This window comes from Nitrospinaceae bacterium, assembly GCA_018669005.1.
GTDB lineage: Bacteria > UBA8248 > UBA8248 > UBA8248 > UBA8248 > UBA8248.
In genome coordinates, this window is record JABJAL010000096.1 from 24,547 (window position 1) to 40,739 (window position 16,193).

A 16,193-nucleotide genomic window follows, 5' to 3' on the forward strand; every position below is an offset into this window, starting at 1 on the left:
TGAGGATTTCAGATGCCTGAGATGACTTTTGTTGAAGCGATAAACGCGGCCCTCCGCGAGGAGATGGCGCGGGATAAAAAAGTATTCATCATGGGCGAGGACGTGCGGAACACCGTCGTCTCGCCCGCCGATGCGGGGCTGGCCGATGAGTTTGGCAAAGACCGGGTGCGCAACACGCCGATCAGCGAGCTTGGCTTCACCGGGGCGGGCGTGGGCGCGGCCATGGCGGGCTACCGGCCTGTCCTCGACATGCGCCGAATTGATTTCATCATGCTGGCGGTCGATCCGATCACGAACCAGGCCTCGAAGCTGCGCTACATGCTGGGCGGGCAGGTGTCGATTCCCATCGTGTTCAGGACGCCCGAGGGCGGCGGCATCCAGAACGGCCCGACGCACAGCCAGTGCCTTGAATCCATGTTCCTGAACGTGCCGGGGCTTCATATCGTGGTGCCCACCTCCCCTGCGGACGCAAAAGGGCTGCTCAAGACGGCAATACGGGACAATAACCCGGTGATGTTTGTCGAATATTTAGAGCTTTATAAGATGAAGGGTGAAGTGCCCGAGGGCGATGTGACGATTCCATTCGGGGTGGCGAATGTGTGCCGAGAGGGGTCGGACATCACCCTTATCGGGCTCGGCTCTCAATTATCGAGGTGCCTCGCTGCGGCGGACATGCTCGCAGCCGAGGGCATCAGCGCCGAGGTTATGGACCCGCGCACGATTAGACCCCTCGACACTGAGGGGCTGGCGGCATCGGTTCGGAAAACGGGGCGCTGCGTCGTCGCCGAGGAGGGCCACAAGCATGGCGGCGTGGGCGCGGAGATTGCGGCCTCGGTTCAGGAGGTGGCTTTTCATTCGCTTAAAGCGCCCATTGGCCGTGTGGGGGCACTAGAGGTGCCAATTCCCGTGCAGCCCAAGCTTGAGGCCTACGTTTTACCGAACGCCGAGAAGATTGCCGACGCAGCGAGAGCGGCGCTAAAAGACGCCTAGCCCCTCAACAGGGCGGAATTCGCCAAAGGATGGGGGCACCCTAAACCTAACCAGCCTCACAGGACGGTTTCCCGACCTATGGCGCGACGATGGGGTTGCGCAGAATCCCCAGGTGCTCCACCTCGCACTCGACGACATGGCCGGGTTTGAGGAAGTAGGGCTCGGGGTCTTCCTGCTCGTGCGCAACGCCGCCAAAGGTTCCCGATGAAATGATGTCGCCGGGCTCAAGCGTCATCTGACTGAAGAAGGCAACGAGGGCCGGGATATCGAAGATCATATCGGTTAGTCGCTCGTGCTGGCGAACGTCGCCGTTCACCCGGCACTCCACCAGAAGCTCATTCGGATTTGGCACCTCGTCGGCCGTGACGAGATAGGGGCCTATCGGGTTGGTGGTGTCAAAATTTTTCCCCAGAAAAACGCCGCCAAGCGCCGCCGACCGCTGGACCTCGCGGGCGGTGATGTCGTTGTAAATCGTGTAGCCAACGATTGCGTCAAAGGCGTCCTCGGGCTTCACATCCTTGCAGCGCTTTCCGATGACAATGCCCACTTCCACCTCGTAGTCGAGCTTTTGCGTCTGCTCGGGGTGGATCACCTGCTCCTCGTGGCCGATGAGCGAGGCATTGAAACGCGGGGCGCCAGCGACATTCTCGGGCGCTTTATTCCCGGTGTTTTCAACGTGTTTTTTTGAATTTAGGCCGGTGTGGAGAAATTTGCCGGGCTTGGGGATGACGGCGCAGAGGTGAAAATTCTTGGGCTTGAGGGCGCATCGCTCGCCGGCGGGACCGGTGGGCTCGCCGCCCGATTTGTATTCTTCCTCGGCATAATTTACGACCACGCGGGCGGCCTCCAAAGCACGCTCGCCGCCGGTGAGGAATTCGGTCATATCCCGCGGAACTCTAGCATTTGCAATGACATAGGGCCGACCCTCTGCCTGCTCGCGATCGAGATATCCTGCATAGGCGAGTCTTAAGTCAAGCATATTACCGTTCGAGAGAACGGCGCCAAGACGATTTCCAGTCGCGCCAGGCGCGGAGTTCCGATAAGTAGCAAGTTTCATGTTTTAAATACCCTCTAAGTTGCGATTGTCAGAAAAAAATCTCAAGACGCCGCTATTCGCTGGGCAATCTCATATTGAAATCCATAGTCAAGGTCAACGGTTTTCATACCGTGTGAAATTTCGATTTTCACGCCATCCGGGTCCTGGAAGTAAAACTTCATACCGCCGCTCCAATTTTGGGGACGCGGGGGCACAACGATTTTAACGCCCTTGGCAGCTAGAAATTCATGTGCCGCCAGAAGCGCATCTATGCTCTCGACAACGAGAGCAATCTGCTGGAGTGTTCCGCGACCGCCATAGGGCAAAGGCTCGTCGATCTCATCAGGCGGCAATTGGACGAGAACAAGATTGTGATGCTCCTCGGAATTGCTGAGCCAGGCGATGCCGTTGGGAACTGCGGCCATCAGAGCGGGTTCTAGTGGATTCTGGCCACGCCGGTCGGACACCCGAAATCCGAGCATCTCTTCATACCAATCAATGGATTCCTGCGTATCTTTCGTATGGATACCGATATGGCTCAGAAATTCGACATGGACAAGCCCCGGACTCTCGACGCTACGAATTGGACGAGGAGGAAGATCCGGCGTATTGAAAATCTCGATTTTGTTGCCGTCGGGGTCGGCCATGTAAAATTGGAGTACACCCAACACCGGCCCGCGCTTGAGAGAGCTTACGATGGTGACGCCTGCATCAACTACCGCCTTATACGCCGCCTCGACAGCATCTTCAGAATCAAGATGGAAAGCAAACTGCTGGAGATTGTCCGGCCTCGTCGTTTGAGGGGCCGCCAGAGCTTCGGCCGGAAACTGTACGAACGTTAAATCATGATGTAGGTTCGAGTAGCGCATCCACGAGATCCCATCCGGCGCTACAGGCTCCTCAGTATTTTCAGGCGGCAGATAATCCGACACACGGAACCCGAGAATTTCGTAATACCAACGCATAGAGCGCTCAATATCTTTTGTATAAAGACCAATATGATCAAGCTTCGCCTGAACTGACATAAACCATCTCCCTTTGAGTTCACAATTCGGCTTAGCATTTCAACCAGATTATTTGTTTGTGCGGAACAGACTTTATTTTACGAGATCCAATCACCACATGTCCAAGGAGGGAGCTTTTCGATACCAAAAAAATATGATTAAATCAGAAAATTATGTTTTTCCCCCGATGTGCCTTGACGGCAGGACAAAATATCGAGACGATATATCCATATCTTTCTTATAGGCACAGGGAATTGTTCACTTCTTAAGTATAACCTTACGGGAAACCATGCGAGCATATATAATTCGCCGTATTTTACAGAGCTTTATCGTTTTCGCTGCTATTTTAATCATCGTTTTCTCAATGTTACAGATAACGGGCAACCCAGCCGCAATACTGATGCCCCTTGAGTCCACCCAAGAAGAAATTGCGGCCTTCTCCAAAGAAATGGGCTTCGATCAGCCTCTCCCCATCCAATTTGCCAAGTTCATATTCGGGGTAGACACGATTGATCGCCTCTTAATCGGTAGAATTCAGAACATCAAGACACCAGATGTAGACATCGGAAATGCCGAAAGAGTGAAGACCCTGGGAGTCATACGCGGGGACTTTGGCTTCTCATATCGTCACGAGATACCCGCTATGGGCCTCGTTCTTGAGCATTTCCCAAACACTGTTCTTTTGGCTTTTACGGCAGTCATTATCGCCATATTGATATCAATACCGGCAGGTGTTCTGTCTGCGACTTTTAGAAACACATGGATAGACCACACAAGTTCTATCGGTTCGATGTTCGGTCAATCGATGCCCAATTTCTGGCTAGGTCTTTTGCTCATTATGTTTTTCTCGGTTTATCTCGGCTGGCTTCCCACCTCAGGGTTCGAAGCCTGGTATTACATCATCCTACCTGCAGTTACAGCAGGACTTTATGCTACGGCACGCATCACGCGCCTTGTACGCTCCCAGATGCTAGAAGTTCTTGAGATGGACTATGTGAGAACGGCTCGCTCTAAGGGAATCACTGAATGGATTGTCATTATCCGCCATGCATTGAAAAATGCATCTATTCCAGTGGTAACTCTCGTGGGGCTTGAACTCGGTATTCTCCTCGGTGGCACTGTCGTCACCGAAGCTGTTTTCGCATGGCCCGGCGTAGGCTTTCTGGTGGTGGACGCCATCAGCAATCAAGACTACCCCATCGTACAGGCCGCAGTGGCCCTTCTGGCGTTCGTTTTCGTATTCGTGAATTTGGTCGTGGATCTTCTCTACGCTTGGCTCGACCCACGGATATCCTACAGCTAACTCATCGGATCGGGAGCACACATGGCAGTCGAACAATCCCAGACATTTAAAGCCACCGCGTTCGAGGACGAGGCCCGAGGACCATCAGACTTCCAACTTGCCATCAGGGAGTTGAAAAAACGCCCGCCCGCCATCCTAGGAATAATCTGCCTACTTTTCGTGGTTTTGTTCGCCATCGTTCCCCAGGTGTTCTCGCCACTCGACCCGGTCAGTCAGGACTTAAACCGACACATCAAACCACCTGGCTTCATCGATAAGGCTGGCAACGTCTACCACCTCGGAACCGACGAGCAGGGTCGTGACATCCTAAGCCGAATAATCTGGGGCTCCCGAATCTCGCTCATCGTTGGAATCGCCGCAGTTTTTTTCAGCGGCATAATCGGAATCACAATTGGAATTGTAGCTGGCTATTTCGGAGGCTGGGTCGACACCATCATTAGCCGAATAATAGATACGGCCCTGGCTGTGCCCTTCATTCTCTTGGCGATCAGCCTGGTCGCCATACTGGGACCAAGCCTGCAAAACATTATTCTCGTCATCTCGTTGCGGACATGGATAGTCTATGCCCGCGTGGTGCGAGGGGAGGTTTTGTCGATAAAAGAAAATGAGTTTATCGTTGGTGCAAAAGCTGCTGGCTGCGGCACGCTTCGTATCTTGATCGTCTACCTGTTCCCCAACGTCATATCCACGACTATAGTTATTGCTACGCTTTATCTTGGACGAATGATCATCATCGAGTCCGCTCTTTCTTTTCTTGGCCTGGGTGTCCCACCCCCCACCCCCACTTGGGGTGGCATGCTCGCCGATGGCCGCTCCTTTTTGGACACCGCTTGGTGGATATCCCTTTTCCCCGGCATAGTCCTGATGCTCACAGTTCTGAGCGTGAACGTGCTAGGCGATTTGCTTCGCGACGTCCTCGACCCGAAGATGAAGCGGCTGGCCGACTAAATGGCATCGCGTCCTAAGCTTTAAGCTTCTCCCTTAGCCAGTCCGAAATATAAGAGACTCCGAGAGGCACATTGTCCATCTGGCAATGCTGCGCGCCACCCTCTTTTCCGGTGAACACTTTGAGGGTCTTATCCTTGGAACCCGCTGCGTTGAAGAGTCTACGGGCAACGCTCATGGAAATTTGCTGATCATCCTCACCATGAACAATCAGGAACGGGCAGCGCATTTTCTCCACCACCCCACCCAACTTGAAACCTTCGAGTTTCACCAAAGCCTCATCCATCGTTTTCACGTTGAAAATCCAGGAGAGGTGATGCCCCGGAACCGATAGTGCCGTTTTGTAAGCCGCAGAGATGCGATCTTTCCAAATTCTTTGATAGTCCCACTGCGCACCCCATGCGACACAAGCCTTGAAACGCCTCTCCATACTGGCATTGCGGGGAGCATAATAACCGCCCAGGCTGATCGCCATAACACCTGCCTGTTTGGCGTTCACATCTTTTCGCTTTTCCAGATAATTTAGTGCAGCAGAACCAGCCACCTCGTGATCGTGGCGCAAATATAGATTACGGAAACGGATAGCCTCGCCATTACCAGGAGCATCCACGAGTAGAACGCTCATCCCCCGCCGTATAAGGTCCTCGGCCGCCATCACATACTGTATTTCTTTGCTGACATCGAAACCGTCAAAGAAAACAACGACAGGGGGCTTTGCTTTTTTTGTATTTTGGGCATGAACCAGATAGGCCGGAAGCTTTTTACCTTTTTCGAAGGGCAATTCAACTTTTTCAATTCGAGCGCGATCCGTGAGCCGCATAAACCTTGCGAAACAATCGAGGGACTTTCGGTAAACAGCATTCGCCTTCTTATCCTTGGGCGTCCGAAAGCGCTCACCCAACTGATAGTACATGCACGCTCGTTTATGAAAATCTGCGGCACTTAGATTGTTCTTTTTCCGCTCTGCCGCCATGCCTAAATCACGAAGATGGTCTCCCATTTCAGTCCATTCGCGGAACCAGAGATTGTCATCCCCTACTTTTTTCAACAGCTTGCGGCCCACCTGATCGATTTCACCCATCGTGGCTCCACCGGTGTTGGCCATAGAACAAAGAATGCTGATACCCGCCGACCAACGATAGTCGTTGGGAAAATAAGTGAACCATGTGGCTTTCGCTAATGCCTTAGGCTTTCTTGCCATTATTCATTCTCCAAATCGAGGAGAGCAGACGCTCCGGCGCCGCTCCTGAAATTAAATGCATTTAAAAAAGATATCAGGCGCCGAGTTTTTCTTTTAGCCAGTCGAACATGTAGGCCGTACCTATCGACAGATTGTCTCGTTGGCAATGCTGCGAGCCACCCTCTTTCACGGTGAACACCTTCATGGTTTTGTCCTTCGAGCCAACCGCGTTATAGAGCGCACGGGCATCCTTCATTGGGATTTGCTTGTCGCCCTCTCCATGAACGAGAAGGAAGGGACAGCGCATTTTCTGCACAACGCCATCGAGACGAAAGCCGTCAAGCTTTGCGAGAGCATCATCCATGGTTTTGGCATTTAGAATCCATTGAATGTGATGGCCTGGCACGGAAAGCTCTGTTTTGAAGGCCTGGTCAATACGCTTTTTCCACGTGGCGTGATAGTCCCAAATCGCACCCCAGGCCAGGCAAGCCTTGAAGCGCCGATCCATGCTGGCCATTCGGGGTGCATAGTAGCCCCCAAGGCTGATGGCCATAACACCCACTTTTTTCGCGTTCACGTCCTTGCGCGTCTCAAGATAATCTAAAGCGGCGGAACCGGCAGCTTCGTAATCATGGCGTAAGTAGATTTTGCGCATCCGAATAGCCTCGCCCGTTCCAGGCCCATCCATTATGAGGACACTCATCCCGCGGCGGGTGATGTCCTCCACCCCACGCATGTACTGAAGCTCCTTGGTGACATCGAGGCCGTCGAAAAACACAACAACCGGGGGCTTCGCCTTTTTCGTATTCTGAGCGTGAACAAAATATCCAGGAAGCTTTTTACGACCCTCAAAAGAAACTTCGACTATTTCAATTTTCGGTCTGTCCGTGAGGCGCGTGAAACGATGAAAACAATTTACCCCCTTCTTAAATGCATCGATGGCCAGCTTATCCTTAGGCGTTCTAAAACGTTCGGCCATCTGGTAGTAATTACAAGCCCGAAGGTAGTGAGAGCAAGCCGAGAGGCTTTGTTTTTTTCTCTCCGCCGCAAGGCCGAGGCCTCGGACATGATCAGCCATCCGAACCCATTCGCGAAACCAGTGGTTATCGTCCCCAAGTTTTTTAGATAGCCGACGTCCCACCTGGTCGAGCTCGCCAATCTCCGTGGCCCCGAATCGGGCGCCCGAAAGCATTCCGCATAAAGCAGCCGACCAACGATAATCTTCAGGAAAATAGGTAAACCAAGTATTACTCGCAGGTGCATCCGACATGAAACATCCCCCTATTTAACTAATGCACGAGCCTGAGCCACCATCCAATATAGCAGCGCTGGACTCTATGTGTAATAATTTCAATTATTGAACTGTTAGGGCATCATATATTCACATCATGGTAAATTACAATCTATCCTCGCTTTTTGGGTCAGACAATGCAGGAGACTTCCCGTGAACAAACCTGATGCCATGAAACCTATCTTCCAATACATTGACGACCACACCGATCAGATCGTCGCAGATCTTCAAGAGCTCTGCCGCCAGAAAAGCATTTCCACTACCCATATCGGAATCGAGGAAATGTCACAGCTTATCGAGGAGCGTCTTAGGCGAACTGGTCTCGATGCAAAAAAACATAAAACTGAAGGGCATCCCATCATAACAGGACACATCACTGGCTCGGGGGCAAAGACTCTTCTTTTCTACAATCACTACGACGTACAACCCCCCGATCCGGTAAGCGAATGGGCAAGCCCCCCCTTTGATGCAAACGTGGTCGACGGTCATGTCATCGCGCGCGGTGCAACTGACAACAAAGGCAACATCATCAGCCGACTTGCCGCCTTCGAAGCCTTTTTAGCAATACGGGGGGAGCTACCCTGCTCAGTTAAATACATCATCGAAGGAGAAGAAGAGATAGGCAGTACTTCACTCCTGCCCTTCATTAACGAGAACAAGAACACCCTCGCCGCGGACGGGTGCATCTGGGAGGACACCTTCCGGGAGAATGAACCCGTCCTCTCGCTGGGAAACAAGGGACTTTGCTACCTTGAGCTATCCTGTCGAACGGCGAATGTCGATTTCCACAGTAGCCACGCCCAGATTTATGAGAACGCCGCCTGGCGGCTCAACTGGGCGCTCTCCACCATGAAGGGAGAGGATGAAAAAGTACTCGTCGAGGGATTTTACGACGATGTCGTCCCGCTCACCGAAAAAGAAGAAGAGCTTGTCCGCCGCATGAAGCCCTACGACGGAAAAGAGCGGAAGAAGAAATTCGAACTCCGGCAGTTCGCCCTCAACCTGCCCGATGAAGATCTCCCCCGACGTCATCTAACGAATCCCTCATTCAACATTGCGGGAATGGACGCTGGCTACACCGGCGAGGGGGTCAAGACCATCGTTTCGGGTCGAGCACGCGCGAAACTCGATTGTCGACTAGTGGTGGATCAAGACCCCGAAAAGATCCGCGATTGCGTCCGTCGCCACCTGGATCGCCACGACTTCGAGGACATCGAAGTCGAACTTCTTTTCAAATCCCTTCCTGCGAAAAGTGACCCCGAAAGCCTGGTCGTGGAGGCATGCGAATCGGCATCGCAATGGGTTTACAATACCGCTCCTACGATCAACCCATTTGGAAGCGGTAGTACACCTACCTGGATGGTCATACGAACGCTCGGGATTCCCCTCGTAGGCACAGGAGTTGGATACATTTCTGCCAGAACACACAGCGCCAATGAAAATTTAAAGATTGAACACTTGATTGACGGGGCCAAATACATGGCCTCAATCTGCGAGTCATTCGGTAGCTCATAAACATTGGAAAACAGCACAAACGAATGGAATTTTGAGGAGAGCATTCAGTGAAAGCATCCGATCTTTTTGTGCGCGCCCTTGAGCAAGAAGGGGTTGAGTATATCTTTGGAATTCCGGGAGAGGAGAATCTCGACATTCTCGAATCTCTAAGAACCTCCTCAATCAAGCTAATTCTCACCCGCCATGAGCAAGGAGCGGGCTTCATGGCAGCCACCTATGGTCGCCTGACCGGCAAGGTCGGCGTCTGCATGGCCACCCTCGGCCCTGGCGCCACCAACCTCGTCACCCCTGCGGCCTATGCCCAACTCGGCGCTATGCCAATCTTGATGATTACGGGCCAGAAACCGATCAAGAAAAGCAAACAAGGCCGTTTCCAAATTATTGATATTGTCGAAATGATGCGCCCGCTCACCAAATTCACCAAGCAAGTTGTAAACGGCGACAACGTACCCGTCCTCGTCCGCGAGGCAATACGCATCGCCCAAGAGGAGCGCCCAGGTGCCGTTCACATCGAACTGCCCGAGGACATCGCCTCCGAGGAAAGTGCCGCCACAACTTTCGAAGTTTTCAGGGGTCGCCGCCCAAGTGCAGATGCCAAAATCATCGCCCAGGCGGCCGAGATGACCAACGCTGCCAAGATGCCGCTCCTGCTCATCGGTGCCGCCGCCAACCGCAACAGAACAGGGAGAGCGCTCACCGGATTCGTCGACAAAACGGAAATTCCCTTTTTCAACACCCAGATGGGCAAAGGCGTGATCGACGAGCGACACTACAAATTCCTCGGCACCGCTGCTCTGTCGGATAACGATTATCTTCACTGGGCGATTCATCAGGCTGATCTAATTATCAATGTGGGTCACGATGTAATCGAAAAACCACCGTTTTTCATGGAACCCGGAGGAGCGCAGGTCATCCACATCAACAACTTCACCTCGAACGTGGATGAAGTGTATTTTCCCCAGCTCGACGTCGTGGGTGATATTGCCAGCACGATTGAAAGCCTGACAGCCCTTCTCAGCAAAAACCCGGGTTGGGACTTCAGCTACTTTGACCGGGTGAAAGAACAGGTTGAAATTCACGTCCAGGACAAAAGCGAGAGCGAGACGTTTCCTGTGATACCCCAGTACCTTGTCGCTACCGTCCGTGAGGCCATGCCCTCTGACGGCATAATCGCGCTCGACAATGGGGTATACAAGATTTGGTTCGCCCGAAACTACAAGGCCCACGGACCCAACACCGTCCTTCTCGACAACGCCCTGGCGACGATGGGCGCGGGTCTCCCCTCGGCGATGGCTGCGAAAATCGTCCATCCCGGCAGAAAAGTCATGGCCATCGCCGGCGACGGCGGATTTATGATGAACTCCCAGGAGATTGAGACCGCCGTCCGGCTCGGGCTCGACCTCGTTGTGCTCATCCTCCTCGACAACGCCTACGGCATGATTAAATGGAAGCAGGCGGGCGCCGGGTTTCCCGAATACGGCCTCGACTACGACAACCCTGATTTCGTAAAATACGCTGAAAGCTATGGGGCCCACGGGCACCGCGTTGAGGTGACCAATCAGCTCCCTGGCCTTTTAAACAAGTGTATCAACTCATCGGGAGTTCATATCCTTGAGGTTCCAGTAGATTATTCCGAGAATGAACGAGTGTTAATCGAAGAACTTAGAGCCTTGACGGCGCGTCTTTAGTTCATTTCTCGGAGGTTCTCCGGCCTTGCCTCAATCCGAAAAACCACCGCGCAACTTTCGAGCCCCTTTAAAATATCCCGGCTACCCTTATCATGGGCTATTGCGCCAGGCGCTCGATCATCTTTCGAATAAAATTGCGATCGTGGATGGTGAGCGTGAACTTACCTTTGGAGAACTCGAAAGCCGCTCAAATGCCTGCGCCCGGGGTCTCACACACCTTGGCATTCAAAAAGGAGACCGTGTCGCGCTCCTCGTCCCCAACTCGATAGAGTTCGAAGTTGCCTTCTTCGCGGGCTCGAAGACGGGTGCGATCCTCACCTCTCTCAATCCCGCCTATAAAGAAGAAGAGGTCCGCTACCAACTAGAAGACTCCGGAGCTAAAATCGTGATCGTCCATGAATCACTTCTTCCCACTATCCTAAGCGTTCGCGACAAATTGCCTAACCTTAAGAACATTATAGTCACCGAAGGCAAGGCACCACCTGATTGCATCGGGTTTGACGAATGGATTGCAGGAGAGGTGGACACACAGCCCGATGAGCCGACAATTGATCAGGCCAATGACCTAATCGCACTACCCTACTCTAGCGGTACAACGGGCCGGCCCAAGGGCGTAATGCTCACCCACCGAAATTTGGTGCGGAATTACCATCAATTCGTGGACAACCACAAAATCAGCGAGCGTGACGGGGCGCTGAACTTTCTTCCCCTTTATCATATTTACGGAACGCTGATCATGGGCGGCTTAATACTCGCCGGCGGCAAACAGGTGCTTATGCGTCGCTTCGATGTCGAAGAATCACTGGAACTGGTCGAGAGACATCAGCTCACACTTTTCTATACCGTTCCTCCCGCACTTCTCGACATCGTCCACCATCCAAATACGGAGAGCTACGATCTTTCCTCGCTCCGCTATATTATGAGCGGCGCAGCACCACTGCCGTCCGAAATTAGGCGTCTCACCCAAGAGAAAACCGGTTGTCTCACATTCATGGGATATGGCCTGACCGAGACCTCCCCTCTCACCCACATGAATCCGATTGATGAAGAAATGGTTAAGGAGAACTCTATCGGGCCTCCCGTTTCTGATCTCGAACAAAAAGTGGTTGACCTCGAAACTGGAGAGCGAGATATGCCTCTCGGCGAGATCGGAGAACTCGCTCTTAAGGGCCCTCAAGTCATGAAAGGGTACTGGAATGCGCCCGAGGAAACAGCCCGAGTGCTTAGAGACGGCTGGTTTCTTACCGGCGACATCGTTCGAATCGATGAAGACGGTTACGTCTACATCGTTGATCGACTCAAAGAGATGATTAAATACAAGGGATTTTCAGTGGCACCAGCCGAGTTAGAATCATTGCTGCACCAACATCCCCAAGTGGCGGACGCCGCCGTGATACCGAAGGCTGACGATGAGGCCGGAGAAATCCCAAAAGCCTTCATCGTATTAAAAGATGGAGAAAAGGCAGAACCTGAGGCGATAATCGAATTTGTACGCGGAAAGGTAGCGGGCTTCAAACAAATCCGTGAGATCGAATTCATAGATCGAATTCCGAAATCCAGGAGCGGCAAAATTCTCAGGCGCGTCCTACGGGACAAACATTAAGCAACCGACACCTAACGGGGAGGAGCCAATCTCCCCATACTGATAGATTAACCCCTAAATTTCCCTAAAACCGTATGTATGTCCAATAGAAGATTCAAGACCATCTCCCCCCCTTCCAAATTCCAAATTCAAATCATTTCTATTTCTAATCCATTGTTTTGTATTCGATTACTCGCTCTTTTTGCAATTATTTCGTTTACATGTGGGTGACCGAAGACACCAAACGGAAAGCTTTGAATACAGACAATTCCCGAGGGGACGATATTAAATATAGGTCAACAAGAAAGCCGGTGCGGCTTTACAAGAAAGGATGGGAAGCAAGATGAAAATCATTGAGAAACTAGACATCTCACCCCGATTTAGAGTTTTTATAGATGCTGGCGTTTGGACAATACTCCTCGCACTCCCCTCGGGCCTGATGGGCTGGGCTGCCGCCTGTGCTGTGGATTTCATATGTGGCCTGCAGTCCAGTAAACCTCTTTGGTTCCTGCCATTTTGGTGTCTGGTATTTTTCTGTTTCGCCTACATGCACTTCAAGGAAGAAGAAGTAAATCGCCAAGAATCGAAGAACTTTGATGAGCGCTGGAGGGAGGCAGAAAGAGGACTCAAAATCGCTGCCTAGATAACCGATCTTTAGGCAATGAAGAATGGCGTATCCAGCGCCCCCCCTCCTTCTTTTTACAAGGGTAGGAGAGAATTGACCCGCAAAAAAATTCCAGTTCCACCCCCCGCTTCTTGACAAAATTCCCCTCCTTTCGTTAGCTTAAGTCGCCTGTCCACCACATTTGACACCTATTGCGCCTTGCGAAAATGAAAAGGCCCAAAACGGAGATGTATGCATGAGCACCAACACCCCAACAGGAGCCGATCAGCCCATTGCAAGAACACTGATTTCTCCCGAGCGATTTGGCCAGATTGATCCGCTCCCTGTGACAATGCTCGAGGAGGCCGGCGTTGAATGCGTGTTTAATCCCCACGGGCGTATTTTAATTGAATCAGAGATGAAGGACCTTATCTCAGGGTGTGACACCATTATCGGAGGCGCCGAACCGATAACGGCAGGCGTGATGGATTCCTCATCCGAATTAAGATTCATTTCGCGCTGCTCGGTAGGTCTTGATAGCGTCGATCTGCTCGAAGCCCGCAAAAGGAATATTCCGGTATCTTATGTTCCCGGCGCCAACGCCCAGGCAGTAACTGAATTGACCGTAAGCCATGTGCTAACACTTCTACGTGGGGTGAAAGAGGCGGACTCATCTCTACGAAATGGAAAATGGAAACGGGTAATGGGACGTTCCCTTGAGGAACTCACCGTTGGGATCATTGGCATTGGTCGAATTGGAAAGCGGGTGGCGCGTCATCTTTCCGCCTTCGGTGCGAAGATTATCGCCAACGATTTAGAACCAGATACCGCCTTCGGCGAAGAATTAGGCATAGATTGGGTGGAAAAAGAGCAACTATTCAAGGAAGCGGATGTTGTTTGTCTACACGTACCCGTCACCCCGATTTCGAGATACGTGGTCAGCCGTGAATCTTTGGCGACGATGAAATCTGACGCTATCCTCATCAACACCGCCCGGGGCGGTCTGGTCGATGAGGCTGCGCTGGCCGAGACCCTAAGATCAGGCAAACTGGGCGGAGCCGCTCTCGATGTCTTCGAGCGCGAGCCCTACGATGGTGAGCTTATTGGAATCGAAAATTGCATACTCACCTGCCATATGGGGGCGAGTTCCAAATCCTCGCGTTTGAGGATGGAGATACAAGCTGCAGAAAACCTCATATGCTTTCTCAAAGGTGAACCTGTTCCTCGATTGGTCCCGGATGCGGAATACGATATCCAGGCAATGGTTGCAGATACCAATTAATGTCTAATTAGTTTTTTTGAATCTACCAGAGGATGAGGAAAATCATGTCCAGCAAAAGAGTTGAAGGTCAAAAAACAATTATCACGGGCGCTTCGTCGGGTATCGGCGCCGCGATTGCCAAACGATTCGCCGCCGAAGGCGCTTCCATCTGGGCTGCCGGAGGCACCAATGAAGAGGGGCTGAAAAAAACTATCGATGCCTGCACAGCCGAAGGCATAAAAGCCGGTGGCAAATGCTACGATCTTTCAAACTCGAATAACGCGGCCACCGTTATTACCGACGGAGCTGACTTTCTCGGCGGTCTGGATATTTTTGTCAGTTGCGCCGGAGGGAGAAACCACAAACCTCTCACTGAATTCACGGGGGCGGAAGTAGATTTCCTTTTCGAGGTCAATTCAAAATCGCCATTCCGCGCCTCGATTGAAGCCGCCAAAATAATGAAAGCGCAAAAGAGCGGAAGAATACTAGTCATCGGTTCGATCCATGCCATGATTGGAATAGAAAACAACGCTCTCTACTGCACGACAAAAGCGTCAACACACAATATGACTCGCGCTCTGGCCACCGAGTTGGGCCCACATGGCATCCGGGTAAACTGCCTCGCCCCCGGTACGACGGAGACCGAACGGGTACAGAAAATCCATGAAGACAGACCCGAATACGCCGAGTCCAAGTTAGAAAATATTTCCGTAAAACGATTCGCCTCCTCCGACGAGATGGCAAACGTTGCCGTATTTATGGTATCGGAGGAAAACGACTTCATGAACGGTGCGATTGTTACGAGCGACGGCGGAACGACAGCGCTATAGCGCCATTATTCAACTGATGGATTTATACCAATCGGCCAAGGCACGACCAATATCGTCGGGTGAGTCTTCATGAATGTAATGAAGCCCACTGACTGTCACTTCAGTTAGATTCGGCCAGCGCCGAACCATATCGCGGTGCTCACCAATCAAGACCGCGCCGGGTTCAGAATTGATAAATAGCTTTGGCAACGGGCATTCGGCCAGCCACCTGTTGTTCTCCTCAATCACCCGGAGCACATCGGACGGATATCCTTCGATGGGGATTTCTCGCGGCCAGGTTAGGGTTGGCCTCCTATCCTCTCCGGGATTCTGATAAGGCCGCCGGTACTCATTCATCTCATCTTCTGTGAGTTTCCGGAGAGTCATCGCAGGCAACACGTTCTCGACGAATCGATTTTCACCCAGAACCATCTCTTCACCCTCGGGAGAGCGAAATCTTTTAAATAGAACCTGCACCTGCTCGGGCCAGTGACTCCATTTGAAATCTCCGAGGACGCCTTGCATCTGGGCAATGGCTTTCATGGCACCCCGATTCTTGTTTGCCCATGTGAAGCCGAGCTGCGCCCCCCAATCATGCACCATGATGGTAACGTTTCCCCCAAGGCCCATAGCATCCATAAACCCGTCCGTGAATTTCTGATGATCTTTAAGTCTGTACATCGAACCTTCAAGTTTGTCCGAATCCCCCTGACCAATATTATCGACGGCAATACAACGGGCAAATGGCTCGACGTACGGAATAATATTCCGATACATGAACGACGAGGTGATATTGCCGTGAAGAAATACTATGGGCTCTCCCTCGCCCACATCAACATAGGCCATCTGCTTTCCGTGGATTTCAATTTTTCTTTTTTTGTATTGCATTCTCGGATTGATCATTTTTCACCAGAGCAGTTTTAGGCAATTATAAAATTTATTTCTTCAACAGAAATCTAACGATCATTTTTAATCGAGATAAAAA

General features: G+C 51.8%; 14 protein-coding genes. 9 read left to right on the plus strand and 5 right to left on the minus strand.

The annotated features are described in order from the left end of the window. Positions 1-12 precede the first annotated feature (12 nt). Entirely contained in the window at positions 13-990 is a 978-nt protein-coding gene (locus tag HOJ95_15225; protein ID MBT6396049.1) for an alpha-ketoacid dehydrogenase subunit beta, read from the plus strand. Positions 991-1,066: 76 nt separating this feature from the next. Here HOJ95_15225 and HOJ95_15230 read toward each other — a convergent pair whose 3' ends face one another. Together HOJ95_15230 and HOJ95_15235 are read right to left on the minus strand one after the other, a co-directional pair. Continuing rightward, the gene (locus tag HOJ95_15230; GenBank protein MBT6396050.1) at positions 1,067-2,047 is read right to left on the minus strand and encodes a fumarylacetoacetate hydrolase family protein; all 981 of its coding nucleotides are present in this window, start codon (positions 2,045-2,047) and stop codon (positions 1,067-1,069) included. A gap of 41 nt (positions 2,048-2,088) precedes the next feature. Continuing rightward, positions 2,089-3,051, minus strand: a complete 963-nt coding sequence (locus HOJ95_15235; protein MBT6396051.1) for a VOC family protein — start codon at positions 3,049-3,051, stop codon at positions 2,089-2,091. Positions 3,052-3,319: 268 nt separating this feature from the next. Here HOJ95_15235 and HOJ95_15240 point away from each other — a divergent pair, with 268 nt between their 5' ends. Both HOJ95_15240 and HOJ95_15245 read left to right on the plus strand, forming a co-directional pair. Beyond that, positions 3,320-4,333, plus strand: a complete 1,014-nt coding sequence (locus tag HOJ95_15240) for an ABC transporter permease (GenBank protein ID MBT6396052.1) — start codon at positions 3,320-3,322, stop codon at positions 4,331-4,333. Between the two features lie 21 nt (positions 4,334-4,354). Further along, on the plus strand, positions 4,355-5,281 hold the full coding sequence (locus tag HOJ95_15245) for an ABC transporter permease (GenBank protein MBT6396053.1): 927 nt from the start codon (positions 4,355-4,357) through the stop codon (positions 5,279-5,281). Positions 5,282-5,294: 13 nt separating this feature from the next. Here the strand turns inward: HOJ95_15245 and HOJ95_15250 are convergent, their stop codons facing one another. Together HOJ95_15250 and HOJ95_15255 are read right to left on the minus strand one after the other, a co-directional pair. Then, positions 5,295-6,479 (minus strand): alpha/beta hydrolase, encoded by a 1,185-nt coding sequence (locus tag HOJ95_15250; protein MBT6396054.1) that lies wholly within the window; start codon positions 6,477-6,479, stop codon positions 5,295-5,297. Positions 6,480-6,552: 73 nt separating this feature from the next. After that, on the minus strand, positions 6,553-7,728 hold the full coding sequence (locus HOJ95_15255; GenBank protein ID MBT6396055.1) for an alpha/beta hydrolase: 1,176 nt from the start codon (positions 7,726-7,728) through the stop codon (positions 6,553-6,555). 174 nt (positions 7,729-7,902) lie between these two features. Between HOJ95_15255 and HOJ95_15260 the strand changes: the two genes are divergently transcribed. The 6 genes from HOJ95_15260 to HOJ95_15285 all read left to right on the plus strand — a co-directional run bounded on the left by HOJ95_15260 (position 7,903) and on the right by HOJ95_15285 (position 15,229). After that, a complete protein-coding gene (locus HOJ95_15260) occupies positions 7,903-9,264 on the plus strand; it encodes a M20/M25/M40 family metallo-hydrolase (protein MBT6396056.1) in 1,362 nt (453 codons plus the stop codon). 47 nt (positions 9,265-9,311) lie between these two features. Continuing rightward, positions 9,312-10,952, plus strand: a complete 1,641-nt coding sequence (locus HOJ95_15265) for an acetolactate synthase large subunit (GenBank protein MBT6396057.1) — start codon at positions 9,312-9,314, stop codon at positions 10,950-10,952. Between the two features lie 25 nt (positions 10,953-10,977). Beyond that, positions 10,978-12,555 carry a long-chain-fatty-acid--CoA ligase gene (locus tag HOJ95_15270; protein ID MBT6396058.1) on the plus strand — a complete coding sequence of 526 codons (1,578 nt, stop codon included), beginning with the start codon at positions 10,978-10,980 and terminating at the stop codon, positions 12,553-12,555. A 322-nt stretch (positions 12,556-12,877) separates the two neighbouring features. Then, positions 12,878-13,177 carry a hypothetical protein gene (locus HOJ95_15275; GenBank protein ID MBT6396059.1) on the plus strand — a complete coding sequence of 100 codons (300 nt, stop codon included), beginning with the start codon at positions 12,878-12,880 and terminating at the stop codon, positions 13,175-13,177. 217 nt (positions 13,178-13,394) lie between these two features. Continuing rightward, positions 13,395-14,420, plus strand: coding sequence for a phosphoglycerate dehydrogenase (locus HOJ95_15280; GenBank protein MBT6396060.1), 1,026 nt, complete (start codon positions 13,395-13,397; stop codon positions 14,418-14,420). Positions 14,421-14,464: 44 nt separating this feature from the next. Continuing rightward, positions 14,465-15,229, plus strand: a complete 765-nt coding sequence (locus HOJ95_15285; GenBank protein ID MBT6396061.1) for an SDR family oxidoreductase — start codon at positions 14,465-14,467, stop codon at positions 15,227-15,229. 9 nt (positions 15,230-15,238) lie between these two features. On the opposite strand, the gene HOJ95_15290 is transcribed toward HOJ95_15285, so the two are convergent. Beyond that, on the minus strand, positions 15,239-16,111 hold the full coding sequence (locus tag HOJ95_15290) for a haloalkane dehalogenase (protein MBT6396062.1): 873 nt from the start codon (positions 16,109-16,111) through the stop codon (positions 15,239-15,241). Positions 16,112-16,193: the final 82 nt, after the last annotated feature.